The 16,843-nt window shown below is 30.2% G+C and carries 14 protein-coding genes and 1 pseudogene; 13 read left to right on the top strand and 2 right to left on the bottom strand.

From position 1 onward, the window contains the following. The first annotated feature begins 299 nt into the window (after positions 1–299). The 8 genes from LNQ34_RS01495 to LNQ34_RS01460 all read left to right on the top strand — a co-directional run bounded on the left by LNQ34_RS01495 (position 300) and on the right by LNQ34_RS01460 (position 10,022). Positions 300–4,205 carry a glycoside hydrolase family protein gene (locus LNQ34_RS01495; protein WP_229998434.1) on the top strand — a complete coding sequence of 1,302 codons (3,906 nt, stop codon included), beginning with the start codon at positions 300–302 and terminating at the stop codon, positions 4,203–4,205. After that, positions 4,189–5,049: a hypothetical protein gene (locus LNQ34_RS01490; protein ID WP_229998433.1), complete on the top strand. Its 861-nt coding sequence runs from the start codon at positions 4,189–4,191 to the stop codon at positions 5,047–5,049. The genes LNQ34_RS01495 and LNQ34_RS01490 overlap by 17 nt, the downstream gene beginning before the upstream one ends. Before the next feature lie 86 nt (positions 5,050–5,135). Then, positions 5,136–5,624: a hypothetical protein gene (locus LNQ34_RS01485; protein WP_229998432.1), complete on the top strand. Its 489-nt coding sequence runs from the start codon at positions 5,136–5,138 to the stop codon at positions 5,622–5,624. Positions 5,625–5,675: 51 nt separating this feature from the next. Then, entirely contained in the window at positions 5,676–6,365 is a 690-nt protein-coding gene (locus LNQ34_RS01480) for a hypothetical protein (RefSeq protein ID WP_229998431.1), read from the top strand. Positions 6,366–6,568: 203 nt separating this feature from the next. Beyond that, positions 6,569–7,255, top strand: a complete 687-nt coding sequence (locus tag LNQ34_RS01475; RefSeq protein ID WP_202704043.1) for a hypothetical protein — start codon at positions 6,569–6,571, stop codon at positions 7,253–7,255. Positions 7,256–7,438: 183 nt separating this feature from the next. Beyond that, on the top strand, positions 7,439–8,164 hold the full coding sequence (locus tag LNQ34_RS01470; RefSeq protein ID WP_229998430.1) for a hypothetical protein: 726 nt from the start codon (positions 7,439–7,441) through the stop codon (positions 8,162–8,164). 171 nt (positions 8,165–8,335) lie between these two features. Continuing rightward, a complete protein-coding gene (locus LNQ34_RS01465; protein WP_229998429.1) occupies positions 8,336–8,977 on the top strand; it encodes a hypothetical protein in 642 nt (213 codons plus the stop codon). A gap of 49 nt (positions 8,978–9,026) precedes the next feature. After that, positions 9,027–10,022, top strand: coding sequence for a hypothetical protein (locus tag LNQ34_RS01460; RefSeq protein WP_229998428.1), 996 nt, complete (start codon positions 9,027–9,029; stop codon positions 10,020–10,022). Positions 10,023–10,092: 70 nt separating this feature from the next. Here the strand turns inward: LNQ34_RS01460 and LNQ34_RS23605 are convergent. Beyond that, a pseudogene (locus LNQ34_RS23605) lies at positions 10,093–10,366 on the bottom strand (JAB domain-containing protein); the annotation flags it as partial. Between the two features lie 58 nt (positions 10,367–10,424). Between LNQ34_RS23605 and LNQ34_RS01450 the strand changes: the two are divergent. The 5 genes from LNQ34_RS01450 (at position 10,425) to LNQ34_RS01430 (ending at position 15,698) form a co-directional block, all read left to right on the top strand. After that, entirely contained in the window at positions 10,425–11,174 is a 750-nt protein-coding gene (locus LNQ34_RS01450; protein ID WP_229998427.1) for a hypothetical protein, read from the top strand. Positions 11,175–11,524: 350 nt separating this feature from the next. Then, complete coding sequence (locus tag LNQ34_RS01445; RefSeq protein ID WP_229998426.1) at positions 11,525–12,397, top strand: hypothetical protein; 873 nt, start codon at positions 11,525–11,527, stop codon at positions 12,395–12,397. A 96-nt stretch (positions 12,398–12,493) separates the two neighbouring features. After that, complete coding sequence (locus LNQ34_RS01440; RefSeq protein WP_229998425.1) at positions 12,494–13,471, top strand: hypothetical protein; 978 nt, start codon at positions 12,494–12,496, stop codon at positions 13,469–13,471. Positions 13,472–13,516: 45 nt separating this feature from the next. Then, positions 13,517–14,485, top strand: coding sequence for a hypothetical protein (locus tag LNQ34_RS01435; RefSeq protein ID WP_229998424.1), 969 nt, complete (start codon positions 13,517–13,519; stop codon positions 14,483–14,485). Between the two features lie 175 nt (positions 14,486–14,660). Further along, on the top strand, positions 14,661–15,698 hold the full coding sequence (locus LNQ34_RS01430) for a hypothetical protein (RefSeq protein WP_229998423.1): 1,038 nt from the start codon (positions 14,661–14,663) through the stop codon (positions 15,696–15,698). 177 nt (positions 15,699–15,875) lie between these two features. Here the strand turns inward: LNQ34_RS01430 and LNQ34_RS01425 are convergent, their stop codons facing one another. Beyond that, entirely contained in the window at positions 15,876–16,622 is a 747-nt protein-coding gene (locus tag LNQ34_RS01425) for a HesA/MoeB/ThiF family protein (protein WP_202703604.1), read from the bottom strand. Positions 16,623–16,843 lie beyond the last annotated feature (221 nt).

Below are 16,843 nucleotides of genomic sequence, written 5' to 3'. Positions count from 1 at the left end.
GAAGTTTTTTAAATTATCCTTATCAGGTATTTTGGGCCTTTTTTCCATGCTTTTAACTAATGTTTAATAGGATTGTGGGTAAGTTTTAAAGTTTCGAATGCCTATAAGAAAATAAAGCTATTTGATTTTTTGAGGGTGTAAAAGTAGAGCAGAACAATAGTAAAAAAAGAAAAAATAACCTTCTCTATTCAGTAGTTTCAGTAGAATGAGAACTTACTGAAACTACTGAATACAAACGTCTTGAAGTTTTAAAATAACAAACTATGAGACTACTTTTACACTCTGAAAAATAGCTACCGATGAGTAAAAACGTAATTCACAATTTCGATATTTTAATACAAGACAGTGCTGATGTAAAAAGTGCTGAACATTTAACCGATGTCATGATAAAAGAACTGGCAAAAATTTCAAAAGAAATGAGTCAGCAAAAGGATATAGAACAATTATGGCAGGAGCAGAAGAACCAAAATCTTTCTGTTAAAAACTCTAATTTCTCAGCCGAAGGGGGCGTGAACGATACAATTGCTAAAGCAGGAAATAACGCAGCATTATCGGTAAACAATACTCCTTCGGTTTTTGGAGAAGCAGGGCAGGCTTTTAATGATGTAACGGTATTGCCCGGAACTATTCCTTTTGGAACAACAAATTTTAATACTTCAATCGGAGAAGGCGTTGCGGATACTATAGACAGTACAATGATGAGTACTGTGATATCAGCTAACACTACTTCTCCGATATTCGGAGTTGAAGATGATGCTTTAAATTTAGGTAAAGGAGTAACAAGTCAGATTTATTCCGGTGTTGAGGTACAACAAATGCTAACGATACCGGAAAAACTGCAAACAAACGGTGAACCCACTCTGGAAGTTGTTAAACAAGCAATCAGGAAAAAAATAGAACAGGCTAATGCTATAAATGATAGAATAGCAGTAGAATATTGGACTAAAATTTCTAAGGCTTTAGATGAAGATAAAGGAGTATCTGTTCAGGATTTTGACGGTAAACCAAATCATGCATTATTTACAGAAATGTACGCCGCTCTTAAACAACTAAATTCTGTGGCAGCGACCCAAAATTTTAATTGGGAAATCGTTCGCGAAAAAATGATTAAAGCAATTGATACCAATATCTTGTTGGGGGAAATTTCAGAGGGAAGTAAAAAACGTTGGGAAACGATTAGAGACCAATTAAAAAAAGACACAATCAATGTAGCCAATCTTTTTGAACAATATAATGAGCTGTTTTTATTGCTAGGACAAGTAGAGGGACTGGATGACTTACCCGGTACAATTACTATAACCACTAAAACCAAAATTTATCCTAATTTAAGCGCAGACAGACTTTATGGTAAGATTGGAAGAGAAGCTGTCTATGTATTTTTAAAAGAAATAAGCAGTATAGATGCGCCCGGAAATGCGGTAAAAAACGGAGCGGTCAAAATAAAAAATACAACTGCTTCTTCCTTTATCGTAGGAGAAAGTTTGGAGTTTTTCCTTGACGAAACCCTGATCGTTCACAATGGAAATAAAAACGAAGGTATTAACTGGATTGTTTACAAGGCGAGAAAAGGTAAAAAATACGAAGAAACTATTTTTGAAGACGAGGGTACATCCTTTAGTTATAATTTTGATGCAGAAGGTGCTTATATAATCGAAGCTTATGGGTATGAACATGGAGCAAACAGTAAGAAAAATAAAAAGCCGTTCGCTTTTACAGAAGTAAAAATAGTGGCTCAGGAGCTTGTAATTTTACCTCCTTCCACAGTTAAAGGAAGATTGGTAAGACCTTCAGCGAAAGAGTTTATATTTAAAACAGCTTTAAAATACCCGAAAGTAAAATCACTAAATCCATTAAAACTTTACTATCAAATAGAGACTAAAATTAATAATAAAGGAACCACAATTTCAGACGAAAAAGAACTGGATTCAACAGGAAACATTAGCGTATTGATGCCTGATTTGGGAACTTATAAGATTAAAATAATCAGTAAGGATCAATATGCATTAACGCAGGAGTTTGAAGTTTCAGCAATTAAAAATGAAGTGACCAGTATTGGTCCTATCAAAGGAGAATCAAACAAGAATGTCTTTTTATTGGGCGGTTCAGATAAGACTTTTACTTTAGAAGCAAAAACTTTTAAAATACCTCCTACAGATAAAGAAAAACAGGATGTAAAATGGATCGTTTATGATTCTAAGAATAATCCGTATTTGACGTCAGGAGATATCTGGTATACTGAAAAGGGCGCTCCAAAAAGAAAGCACCTTCATAAATGGGAATCTTTTGGGATATCTGTACCCGATAAAGAAGGGCACTACACAATAGAAGCCTTTAGCGACGCAGCAAAAGGCGTCGATGCTAAAGCTACTTTCAAAATGGAGGTACAGCGTCCGCAGGTAACCGAGGCCTATTGGGCCTATAGTAATGGTGACAAAAAAGAAACTTCCGGTTTTTCGGGAGAAGTAAATCATGTAAAAGCGAAGATTCCGGACTATGACAATCAGAAAGTAAGAATTAATTTTTACTTAAACGGCAGTAAAGAGCCTTCTTATTATAATGAAACGACAACGAATGAAAGTGGTGAAATAAATAAGATTATAACTTTTGATGATACTTTTCAGAAGCGTTTTGGGGTTCAGGAAGGAAAAACAGCTAAAATTACCTTCAAATTAATGGGGATACAAAATGGCAGATTGTACCCATTTAAGAGAAATGCCGATGTTAACACCACTGCGGTTTTAAATGTTGTAACGAGTGAAAAAATAACAGCGGCCTATTTTCAGTACGATGGAAAAAGAGTCACGGCACAAGATGAAATTCCTCTTAGTTATGATGGCGAATATGTGACCATTGTCGCTAAAACACAAAACATGATCGGTAAAGAGATTGTACTAACATCCCACAAAAAAAGGGAAAAACCAAATTTTAGAAGTAAAGTAAAAATAGATTCAGAAGGCAATGCATCTGCGACTTTTAAAATAACCCGTCTTAAAGGAACAAAAGTCGGCGAAAAATGGAGTTACTATGTTGGTATCGAAGGGCATTCTACGAAACATTTGTCTTATAAAGGATTGAATATGGTTGTGGGAGAGAGTATAAAAAAGAAAGAAATTATTTTTCCATTATTAGAAAAGCCTACAAATAATACTGGCTCAAAATGGGGTAAAAACTATAATTGGACTGCTGCTGATGGACATAATCAAGCAACTTTTGATTCTTATAGAGATTATGGAGCAAGAAAACATGGAGGGAGAGATTTGTACACGGAGAAAAATGCAGAAGTGATTGCTATTGCTGATGGGAAAGTTTTAGAAACGGCATATTTTTATTCGCAAACAAATCAGGTCACAGTTTTACACAAATTAAAAGATGGCAGAAAGTTTATCGCAAGGTATGGTGAATTAAATCCTAAAAGTATAAAAGTAAAGAAAAATGATATTGTTAAACAGGGAGATACTCTTGGGCAAACAGGAAAGCTCGTAGGAGTTACAGTAATCACTGGACAAGATATTTATATGTTGCATTTTGAAATTTTTTCGACGGAAAATGGGGAAAACTTAGATAGCCCACTTACAAATACATTAAATGGATCTCCTTTCAAACGTAGAAAGGATTTAATTGATTCGGTTGATATCTTAATGGAAGGATATAAAAATGCATTTAATGGTAAGCAAAAGAAAGGACCACAAGGTAATAGAATGGATATACAAAAAATGAGGTTAAGTGAAAAAGGAAAAAAATTCATAAAAGACTGGGAACAGTTTAAGCCACATCTTTATAATGATGATGCAAAAGAACGCAATTGTTCAATTGGATATGGTCATTTAGTTCATAAATTTCCGTGTAATGGCTCTGAACCTCAGGAGTTCAAGGACGGTATTGATATAAAAAGAGCAACAGAATTATTCGAGCAAAGGGTAATACAATTCGAGAAGGCTGTAAAAAGAGATATTCATGTATATTTGTATCAAAATGAATTCGATGCATTAGTTAGTCTCTTATATAATACAGGTCAGAATTTTTTAAATGTAGGAGGTCTTAATGACGGAGTAACGAAGATAAAGAAAAAAATTAATTTAAAAGATTATGAGGGGGGAGCTGACGAAATGGGTGATGTGACAAATGGAGGATTAGAAGGATTAGTTGTTAGGAGAAAGGCCGAAATTAAAATGTTTAAATATAATGTATATGATTCAAATCACTAAGTTTTTTTATTTTAGAGCTACAGTTTTTTTAGTTTTATTATCTCTTTTTTCATGTAAAAAAGAGGAACACCAAAATCATGTAATAAATAAAGAAAAGAAAACGGAGATTACTGATATTTCAGCTAAAGTAAAAAATAGAAATAATTGGATTTTTTGTAAAGCTGTACCATTATTAAAAGACGAGTATGTTTGCGATGTTGAAAAGTTTAAGTCTTTAATCATTGATATTTCCGGGGATTCTGTATTTATTTCAAATAAATATTCTGATGAAGTGTACAGAAGTAGAATTTTATCGGAATCTTTTTTTGAACATAAATATTTACTTCGAGCATATCAGAAGATTTTGAAAGATGATTTCAAGATCATCTTGCCAAATAAAATTGAGTGTATTCGGAATAAAAAAGTGTATGACAAGAATTCTGAATTAGATAAATATTTTCAGGATGCTTTCTTTGTCGATAATTACATGTTTGTTGAAAGTGATGGGTGTGTAATTGCATTTGCAAAAAGTAGTAAAGATAAAAAATCTGCAGCTGAGTGTGAAGATGTGGCGGTAGAAATGGGAAGTGGTAAAGTCTGTACGATAAAAAATACAAGTTTGGCTAAAGTTTATGAGGAGATTATTTCAAGTAAACTAGTTGAAAAATCATCTGTTTTGCCAAAAAGAATACCAATGGTTGACAGTATAATGAACATCAACAAAAATGGGTTAATTGATGTTAAATTTAAAGTAAAATCTGGCAAAATAGAGGTCGTAATGAATTTTGATGGTGGAGTAACAGAAATAATATTAGAAAAAGAGGAAAAGAACATTAAAAGAAGTATCTATTACTATGCAGATTAATGATGATGCTGTGAAAGATCATTGAGATGGGCAATAGAAGATAAATTAAAACAAAGAGTTTTAATCAAAGGAATTAATGAATAAGAGTGCATGAAAAAAATAAAGTAGTTATTTATCTTCTCTCCCTCCTTCTCTTTGCTTGCCAAGATCAAAAAAAAGAAACCAATGAAATCAAACAAGTCAAAGAAATAAAGATTTCGGTAAACAAAAATAAAATTGCAGCAGTTAAAAATGATGCATTGTATGATTTTGAAGGAGAATACGAATATAAGAATAGTGATTCTTCAAATGAAAAGCTTCTTTTAATATTGAAAAAAGTTGAAACTAAAAGTATTCCCGATTTTGAAGAATCTTCATGGGAAGAGAAGAATGAAAAAGGAGAAAATGTTAGTACGACTCTTGCAGGATTGCTTTATGGGAATACAGATTTGTTTGAGGAAACGAGAGAAGGCTATGCACCAGGTTTTTTTGTTGTAAATGTTCAGGTTGAGCCATTTGAAAACAATTCATTAAAAGTGAATGTGCATTTTGATTCTTCAGACCTTATTAGAAAATTCTGTTCAACCACCAATTGAATCTACTAAAGAATTATTTGTAGTTTTAGATCCCAAAAAAGAAAAACAAATATGATGAATATAATAAAGAGTAGCTTTTGTTTAATTTTAGTTTCTTTTATGTGGGTTTCATGCTCAAAAGAAAAAAGCTTAGTAGAACCTGAAAAAATTGAAGCCTCGGAAAGTCTCAAGAATAAAATTCCTAAAAACTTAAAAATTGTAAAGACTGAAAAAGTAAACTTGAATAATGATTTGACTATTTTTATCTGTTTAACCTTAGATGAAAAAAAAGGAGAATATAACGAGTATTGGTTTTCGAGTAATGAAGAAATTAAACAGATAAATAAATTTTATTCTGAATCTAATAAAAAGTGGTTTGTAAATATCGACGAAGATCCGGAATTAGAAATGTTGAAAATTATAACAGAAGAAGGGGATATTGATTGTGCCTTTTATGATGTTGATAAGAATAGTTTCAATTCTAATGTTATTTTTAATTTTGATCCACTCATACTTAAAGATGATAAAAAATATTGGGGATTTTCTGGAGATATAGATGATATTATTCTGAAAGATAAAAAACTTCTAACAACGATTGAAAACAATATTCCGGATTATGAAGAGAAAAAGATGAGCGTAAATCAAAAAAAACTACCAATACTATATTTTAAGAGTGATAAAAAAGATTTAGATAGTATAGAAGAAAAAATAGGGAGTTTTGAATTTATGAATATTAATGAAATCAGAGAAAAAATAAAATAGAACAGAAGCAGCCTAACTTGGTTGCTTCTGTTCTATTATCCAAAACCAAAAAAATATCTATGCCCCCTTTTTCAGCAAAAGAATAATAACTTTCTAAGGCTATTTTTAGGATTATAAAAAAGCGTGAAAGTAAATCCAAATTCAAATAAAGAAAATCAGATATAATAGTACAAATGATATATTTAAATAAGAAAATATACGACATGAGAAAATTGCTGTTAATTTTAGCGCTTGGCTTTTTTTCTTGTAACCAAAAACAATTGCCCTCTGAGAAGGATGTAAATATTAAAAAATATTCAGATCAAGAAAAAAACGACCATAACCTTGAGAAGAAAAACGGAGATTTAAAAATAGGTGAGGTATTTAATGATTCAGATTTAAATATAGCAGGAATATATGCTAATTATAGTAGCGGTAAATATAAATTTGAACAAGAATACCCTGATTTTTTAATTGATTCAACCTTAACAGAAGATATGAGATATCAAAGTATATTGAATTTAGAAAGGGAAACAGTAAAGGATGAAAATGTAATTAGAATGAAAGACTTTGGAGTATTAAATAGTAATAATCAAGGAAATTTATTAAAAATCCTTTTAAAAAGAGAGAAAATTGACAAATGGAAAGTAATAGATATATTAAGCATTGGTAAAGCAATAAATAAGGATATGAACCAATATGTGATGGAGGGGAATAAATATTTATCCTTTAGCTGTTACAATAATAAAAAAGAGCAATATTTTGCGGTTGTAATCAATAAAATAACAGCATCAGGGAAATATGAAAAAGTGCTCAAGGCATTTAAATTCGACTTGGTAAAAGAAAAAATTATTGAAGTTGATTTAAAAAAGGAAAAAGTGGATTGTTTTCCGGAAATAGGTGATGAATAAAAAAAGAGCTGTATTCCAAAAAAAGAAATGCAGCTTTTTTTATAAATCCAATACTAAAAATAGCATCTATAAATTCCCTTTATTAGTGAAGGAATAATAACTTTCTAAGGCTATTTTAGGATTATAAAAAAGCGTGAATGTAAAACCAAATTCAAATAAAGAAAATCAGATATAATAGTACAAATGATATATCTAAATAAGAAAATATACGACATGAGGAAATTGCTGTTAATTTTAGCGCTTGGCTTTTTTTCTTGTAATCAAAAACAATTGCCCTCTAAGAAGGATGTAAATAGTAAAAGATATTCAGATCAAGAAAAAAACGACCATAACTTTGAGAAGAAAAAGGAGCTTAAAATATTTTCAATAGATAGAGTATATGATGAAAATGATTTTGATTTTTCTGATGTAAGAATTAATTATGGAACGGATAAATTTATAATTGACAGTAATTTTAATAAATTTATAATAGATTCGACTTTAGATGAAGATGTGGTATACAAAACATTGAAAGATTACATTTTAGATGAATATACTGATGATAGAAGGATTATTCGAATATCTAATTACACATTTTCACTTCAGAAAAATAATGGTTTTTTGAATATTGGACTTTTTAGAAGAACAGAAAGTAATAAGTGGAAATGTAAAGACCTAAAAGTACTTGAAACATATTCAGAGCTTGGTGATTATAATTATATCTTAGGGGATAATAAAGTATTTAGCTATACCTGTGAAACGAGTAAAGGACATAATTGTTTTGCTGTAGTAATTGATAAAGTAAATTCAAAGGGTAAATACGATAGAATTTTGAAAGCGGTAAAATTTGACTTAGTAAATGAAAAAATTATTGAGATCGATTTAAAAAAGGAAAAATTAGAATGTCTTCCTGAATCAGGAGAGGAATAGAGTATGATAAACTTTAAATCTATTGGATCTAAAAGCTACCTCTAGCAGGTAGCTTTTGTCTTTTCATATAAATTGAAAAACAGTGTTATTTATAAACTCCCAGTGCTTTATTAGACTGACTAAGGAGTAGAATTTTAAATTATTATTTTTGAGAAAAAAAAATGAAAAAAAATGAAAAAAAATAAAGTAGTTATTTGTCTTCTCTCTCTCTTTCTCTTTGCTTGCCAAAATCAAAAAAAAGAAATCCAGGAAATTAAACAAGCCAAAGAAATAGAGATTTCGGTAAATAAAAATAAAATTGCAGCAGTTAAAAATGATGCATTATATGATTTTGAGGGAGAGTACGAATATAGGAATAGTGATTCTTCAAATGAAAGCCTTTTTTTAATATTGAAAAAAGTGGAAACTAAAAGCATCCCGGATTTTGAAGGAACTTCATGGGAAGAGAAGAATGAAAAAGGAGAGAATGTTAGGTTGACCTTAGGGGGATTGCTTTATGGTAATACCGATTTATTTGAGGAGGTTACGGAAGGTTATACTCCTGGTTTTTTTGTTGTAAATGTTCAGGTCGAGCCATTTGAAGATAACGCATTAAAAGTAAATGTCTCTTTTGATTCTTCAGATGTTTTAGAAAACCCTGTTCAACCACCAATTGAATCTACTAAAGAAGCTTTGCGAAAAGGAAATAAAAAATGGGAAATAAGAGAATTGAATATTAATAGAGAACTTATCTTTGAAATAAAAAATTCTAAGGAATTAATACTCAAACCGGATTTAAATCCGGAGGATAAAACATTTAAAAGGATAAAATAATTATTGTTTTTTCAGATCACCCGGATCACTTTCATATTCAATTCAATTAATGTACTATATTTTAGAATATCCTATATTTACTTCAAACTTAATTATATTATATATGCGTTATTTGTTTATTGTTTTATTTTCTTTAGTTGTCGTTTCCTGTGTTAGAAAACAAAAAGATGTTGATAACATAGGTGTTAAAAAAGAAGAAAATACTAAAGATCAAATTTTAGGAAATAAAAAGATCAAAGAACTTGAAAGTCAGGTTTTTCATCTTGTACTTCATGAGAATAAATATTGTTACTTTTTGGGTAAAACAGGAGACTATCAGAATATAACACTTAATTTCAATGTTAAACGTTTGATAAACGAGGCAACGATAGATAATATTTTTTATGACAATGAGTTTAACCCTTTTAGGAATCAGTTGTATAAAATTAAAGATTATAGAGTAAAGAGTAGATCAAACTATGAGATAGCTGTTTTTGATGAATGGGAAGGTAAAAATGCGAGAATTAATTTTTGGCTTATCAATAAAAAGGATGATGTCTGGAAGTTCGAATTTCTACCTTCATGGAAAGAAGAAGAATCTAAGAGAGATTACCTTGCAAATCTTGACTTACGTGACAAGTATTTATTTGTAAATAAAAAAAATATTGACTCCATTACAGTATTGACTAAAGGGGGATGGAGTAAAGATGGTAATGACGAGAATTTAGATACTGTTTGTTATAAAATGCCCTATTATTTTAAACTAAAAGAGAAATACAAACATTGGAAACACTACAATCCAATTCGTTTTGTTTCTTCAAAAAACAAGGTTGCCATGTATACATCACCAGATGTATCGTCGGAAGTCGTCGAAAATTTAAAATATAATGACTGGATTATTATAAACGATACCGTAAAAAATGAAGCAACTGGTAATAATTCGTGGCTTGATGTTTATGATAGGGTAAATTTTAGGAAAGGTTATATTCTGAATAAGGATTTAGCTGAGAAACCAACTTATAAAAACTTGCTAATAAAAGGTGTAGGTTACGAGAAAGACAGATAATTATCAAAAACAAAAGCTCCCCTAAACCGGTAGCTTTTGTTTTTTTACATAAATTGAAAACCGGTTTTACTCATAAATTCTCCTTATCTGCAAAGGAATAGTAGCTTTCTGAGGTAATAATTAAATGATCTATAACATTAATATCTAAAAGAGCACCAGCATGTTTAGCTTTTTGGGTAATTAATTTGTCGGCAGGGGAAGGAAGTGTTTTACCTGATGGATGGTTGTATCATAATTACGATCAAGGCATTTGTCTTGAGCGCCGCGACAAAGACGAATCTAAGATCGACAGATGCTCCGGGTATTCCTCCCGCAGTCACTTCATAAATTCCCAGTACTTTATTGGACTGATTGAAAAGTAGAATTTTTAAATTACTATTTTTGAGAAAAAAGATAAAAAATATGAAAATAATGATATGCCTATTTCTTTCTCTATTTATGTTTTCTTGTAAAGATAAAGAAAATGGAAAAGTCAAAAATGAACTTAAATTAATTAAACCACAGGAAGTTGTAATAAATAAAGATTTAAGAGGTCTAATTCCTGATGTATATGAAAATGTTGTTACAGAAACTATTGATTTTGATAGTGACTCAAAGAAAGATTTCATTTGTACAGTATATGATTCAAAAAGAGATATAAATATAGAATATTGGATTACTTCCAATTATAAGTTATTCTTAGTTAACGAGTTCTATGGTAGTATTAATTATAAATTTTTCATTAATCTGGACGAGGATGATATGTTGGAATTGTTTAGATGTTCAGGAGAAGAAGATGGTATTGACTATGCATTTTATGATATTAAAAATAAAAAATTAGAGTCTCTTTTGTATTTTACTCCCATTTTAATTGACAAGGATAGACCGAATAATTATTTTTTTGGATATCCATGGGATATTTCAGAAATAGTTGTTTCAGATCATAAATTACTTTCTTCTGTTACTAATAGTATGGAAAGAGATGGAGAAATTTTAATTCCTGAAAATCAGAAATTTTTACCGGTTATTTTCTTTAATGGTAAAACTACTCAGCCAGAAATTAAATATGATAAGAAAATTAAAAAGGAATATTTTTCTTTGGAAAGAATTATTAATACTGTTAATAAGGTAGGTGAGAAGCAAAATTTGAAAACTATTGAAGCATTAGAATAAAATTGGCTTCATATAAGATAAAAAACAGAAGTTATATGCGACTTAAATAAAAGACTGAAATAAGGATTTTATATTAATTTTCGAGCCAAAAGAAACTTGGCGACTGGAGGAATACGGTTCTTATTTGATGAATTCTCTTATTTATGTAACGATAAATGCAGGTCAGAATAACTGGGCTATAGGATTTCCAATTCCCGTTCGATCTAATAGTATGGGAGCATTTCTTATTTTGAGTTTAAAGAAGCAGTTTTACTCATAAATTATCTTTGTCGCATAAGAAGTAGTACCTTTCGGAGGTAAAATCGCATCGATCGCGAGTGGTATGCGAAAACAAAATTTAATTAAAGAATATGAGAAATTGTACCAAACTGTTGGTTTTGTTGTTCGGAGTGTTATTAATAAGTTGTAGGCAACAAACACAGGAGAAGCAAAATGTAGCTTTAAAACAGGTCAAAACCGCTGATTCAAAATACCTTTTGGTAAAAGATAAAAATGATAATGTATTAACTTTATCAGGTATCCAGGGAAAATGGGAATTGAAGAAATCATCCAATACAAATTCTGATAATCTTGAAACTCATACTTTTGAATTATTAGATAGTGAATTCATTTTGGGTGATGGAACTGCTAATACTTACTTTGAGATCGATAGTATACACAATTTAGAATATCATACAGAAGGACATTTCTACAATCATTCGTTAGCAGAGGAAATGAAAAGCTTAGAGAAAAAAATCTATGATTTATTCAAAATTAAGCTCAATACATTTAGAGGCGTTATTATTACCAAGTGTTCACCTCCATTTCATAAAATATATGTGTTTGGGGACGATCTGCTGGTTTGGTATTCGGGCAATTATATGCAGTTTGTTAAAAGTAAGAATGCCAAAGAAATTCTTTTTAAATGCAAGGAAAACGACAATGGAATTTCCAGATATGAGGATCCTTTAAATAAAACTTGTGTTTGTAATGAAAGCACATTTAATAAGGCTTATGAGATATTTTATAATGAGTCACCTAATTATTTAAAAAAGGATTTGCTAAAAAAATTGCCGCAAAGTAATTTTAAAACACATTCGGAAGATGCTGAGGTTGATTATAAATGGATCTTACAGGATACCTTAAAAATTGAGATGAGTTTTCAGGGAGGTGAAAATCGATATGTTTTCTATAAAAATGATGACAATAAAATTGAATATAAAGAATATTTATCCTTGCCCTAATTCTTTCTTTGGATTTAAATAAATTGAAAAACTACCGCAATTGCTAGTTTTTTTCTTTAAAATAATGTGTTACTTTAGTCTGAAAACGGAAAAATTATGAAGAGATTAAAAGAGTACTGCTTGCTCTTTTTTTTTGTGCTATCTATTATTGGATGCAAAGATAAAAAGGTAGAGAGCAAAGAACAAAAAAATTATCAAAAGGAAAAAAATAATCTAAATTTTGATAAGGTGTTAAAAATGAGTAAACATGAATATATGTATGATACTTCTAAATATGGTAGTTTCTTTACAACATCTTATGATTATGGAGTTTTATATGCCCCTGAAAATGGTAATGATCTGGGGAATTTAGTCACTTTTTTAATACCTAAAGATTTCCTTTTTTTTGAAAAGTATTCAAAATATTTTAGTGAAGATGATTCTGAGAAGTTGGAGGCTTATGTTAACAAATTGAGCATTGAAGAATATAAAAAAGTATTTGACATTTATGTTTTTTTCATTGATAAGAAATTTCTAATCCCAACACCACATGCTGATTGTTCTATTTCGGTAAAAGAAAAATATAAGACAGATTTGTATCACTATAAAAATAATTCATGGGAAAAAATGGATTCTTTTGAAGTAGATTCAGATGAGAAGGTTAACGAAGAGATGCATTGGAAAATTAATTTTGTCGAAAAGAAGACCAAAGATTTACAAAAAACTTTCTTTAATTCTATTGCCAAATCAAAAATCGAGGATTCATGGTACAGGGATTATATTTTATCGCTGGACTCTTATGAATCAAATTATAATTACACCTACTATATTAAAGTATCTAAGGACTCCTGTTATTTTGTAGAGCGAGATTTTAAAGATTTGCTGGTACCGGTTCAAAAAGGTGATACCTTGTTTTTATATCACAGGAAAAATCTTCTTGAAGATAAAGAATATATAAACAGCAAGCATATTCCCGAGGTGAAGATTGTAAAACTGAAGGATAAGTATTATGTTAATAGCCCTATTTTTAATTTAAAAGAAAGTATTACTACTAAACCATTAAAATATGGTTTTATTAGTGATGAAATAAATTAAAAAAGGGTCTAATGAAAATAAGTATTACAGATAATTTAATATAATTTGAAAAAGATCATAAAAGTATCAGTCTTGCTGCTGTTGTTAAGTAGCTGCAAGCAGGAAGTAACAAGAGAGGCTGCTGAAAAAGCGAATAAAGAAACAGATAAAAAAGAAGTTTCAAAAGAGGTATATGTTGATTATACTATACCGCCTGTCAATTTTTTAGAAGCAAAATACAAGGTGAATGGGTATTATCTTCAGGATCATAGTCCAACGTTCCCGGTTTATTTTTTTGATCTCGAAGATTTGGGTTTTTTTAATGTGAATTACATTGGGAAATCAAGTTTGATTCAGGACTATTGGTCTGTTTATAATAAGAAAGGTTTTTTTTCGGAATTTAAAATCAATACAGGCGACGAAACTTCAAAAGAGATAAATGATAAAGTAAGCCAAATTTTAAAACAGAAATTAAATGAGTATTACATTATTGCGAGTTTCTTACCTAAAGAGGCGGTCTCAAAATACTACAATGACGGATCAGGAGATTTTGATTTAAAAGAGAATGCCTGTACTTATTTTTATATTCATGAAAATAATAAATGGGTTTTTCTAAAAAAGCTTTTAACAAATAAAATAACCAAAGAGGGAATTGATTTATATACGGAATTGTTGTTATCCTACAAATTAAAAAACCTTAAAGCAATTGATGAAATTTATCAGGGTAATTTTTCGGCAACTGTTGAGGAGGAATTAACAACCGAAGGTACGGGGCATTCAACATACAATTTTATAATAAGCGAGGATAAAATTTCATTAAAGTTGGATTCCTTTTATGGGCAGTCTATTGGCGAAGGAGATTATAAAGGAATAGAAGAAAATAATGTTTTGGAATTGTATTACAATGGAAATGATGATCGATGTATAAAATTAGATCCTACTTATTTAATAAAAAAAGAGGAAAATAAATACTTCATCAAAGGAGTTGGAGGTGAAGGAACCTTTCACGAATGGATAAAACTGGACAAAAAGTAAATTACATTATATTGGTTTTATAAAGCTGCCTTAACCGGCAGTTTTAATCTGTTATACTTCCATGAAAAAAGAGACAGTACCATTTAGGAAATAATATAAATATCAGGTTCAAATAAGAAAAATCAGAGCGAGTAATGGTAATATTGTTGTATAAAATTAAGAAATAAACGTATTTATGAGAAAAAAAGGATTGCTTCTATTTATAATATTGATTGTTATATCTTCCTGTAAGAAAGAAAAATCATCTACAGAGATTATTACTTCAGATGGAGTCGTTACAAATTTTGAAGGGGTCGATTTGTTTTCTACTGAAGATTTGTCTTCTAATAAAAAGTACCACTTGGATTATGCGTCAAAAGTTAAAATTGTGTCTTTTGATAAGGTTAAAAATAGATCAAAGATTCTATACAAAAATCAAGAGCTGTATGTATCTCTTCGCGATATTGAGTTACTTTCTAAAACAGAAGACAGTCAGAGTTATTTTACAAACGACTGTTATTGCCTACTGGGTTTAGACAGAACAAAGACTATTAATTTTCCAACAAAATATGATACCGTTCATTATTATACAAAGGATGGGAAAATTAGGCTTATAAAAGAGATAACGTCTTATCAACCAAGTTATGAAACTTATATAAAGCATGATGTCGAGATTTCGAGAGAAGATTATAACTCAGAAACGCCAGACTTATATTCCTATTTTACAATTGATAAGAATGGTTTTTTTATTGGGAATCTTTACAAAGTAATGAACACATCTTTTTTGGAATGTTATAATAAGAAATCATCGTATGCAATTACTGATGGCCTGGTTAAATTACAAGAGAATTCCGGTATTAGTGCGGAATTTACTTATGCAATGTATTTGTTTAACACTGACCTTTTGTATGCAAAAGTTAGTATGGATCGTTTTGTAAAAACTTTACCTAATTTTGATTATAAAAAGGAAGAGATTTATATTGAACAAGGTGATTTGTATTTGGAAAAAATAACTAATATAAAATTATATAATGTTGATAATTTAGAACCTGTTGACTATAATGATTTTGCAATAGTGTTTAATTATTTGAGAGAATTTAAAATTATTAAGAAAGATGGGAAAGAAAAGTACTTTGTAAAAATCAATGTAGTAGGAAATGAATTATCCCCTTTTTCAGGAGAGTACTACATAGATTTAAAAGAAATTGCAATGTTTGCTTCGATTCCGGATTAGGATGTTTCTTTAAGAAAAGATTCATAAAGATAGAAACCGGGTTAAAAGAAATTGATACATCGATGTGAAATCTTGAAGAGAACACTTCACTCTTTTATTCAAACAAAAAAGCTGCTTCAAATAATTGAATGCAGCTTTTTTTAATTTTATAATAAAAATGAAGTTCGTTTAAATTCCTTATTTAAGCGAGGTCAGATAAAATTCCGGGAATGTTTTTACGGGAGTGTTGGTCGCGATGTCAAATGCAATATGGGTACACATTCCCGCTACGAGCCAGGATGCAATAGGGAGTTGGGGAGGAGACAGATTTTTGTTTTCCTTTTTGTATTTGTCCAGAATTTCTTCGAGCCATTTTTGCGGATTTTCCCAATAGCGCATATACTCTAAAACATAGTCGACAACATTCACTTCGCTAAATTTTTCATCTGACTTTTTTAAAACTTCTAAACCTTCATCTTTTGAAATGACCAATACCAATGCACCCCATCCTAAATTATAGGGATGTAACACCGGAATGTTTTTCTGCTGACAAATGGAATCAAATATAAGCGGAACATCAGAAGTAAAATCCAGAGCGTTGATCGCAATTTTATGGTCGGTAATGTAATTGCCAACATTTTCGGGTGTTAAAAAGCAGTTATGAATCGTGATTTTTGCCTGACTGTTGATCGACAATAATCGTTCTTTAAGCGCTTCTACTTTGGGTTGTGCGATATTGTTTTCGGTATAATTTTGTCGGTTTAAATTGGACAATTCGACAACATCACCATCGATGATGGTCAGGGTTTCAAAACCTAATCGCAATAAACATTCAGCAATAGCGCTTCCGATACCTGCCCCGCCTAATAATATCGGAGTGTTTTTTATTAATTCCTGCTCTTCAGGGCTGATGTAAAGCCTATTTCTGATGTGCCTTTCTTCCATATTTATTTTTTACAATCGTTAAAAATTTATCCTTTTGATAAAGAAAAATCAGACAACAGGAATCCTGAAATTTCTCAGAACTGTTCATTTTTTAATCTGTATCAGAGCTAAAGTATCGAAAATAAAATTAATATCGAAATACCAAATAACTAAATGTCATTGCTTTAAAATGTGTTCGTGCACCATTAGTTTTGTGGCAGAAATTAGGATCAAGCTTTTGT

The sequence above is a fragment of the Flavobacterium lipolyticum genome, from assembly GCF_020905335.1.
Taxonomy (GTDB): Bacteria; Bacteroidota; Bacteroidia; order Flavobacteriales; family Flavobacteriaceae; genus Flavobacterium; species Flavobacterium lipolyticum.
This window is presented reverse-complemented; position numbering and strand designations above follow the sequence as displayed.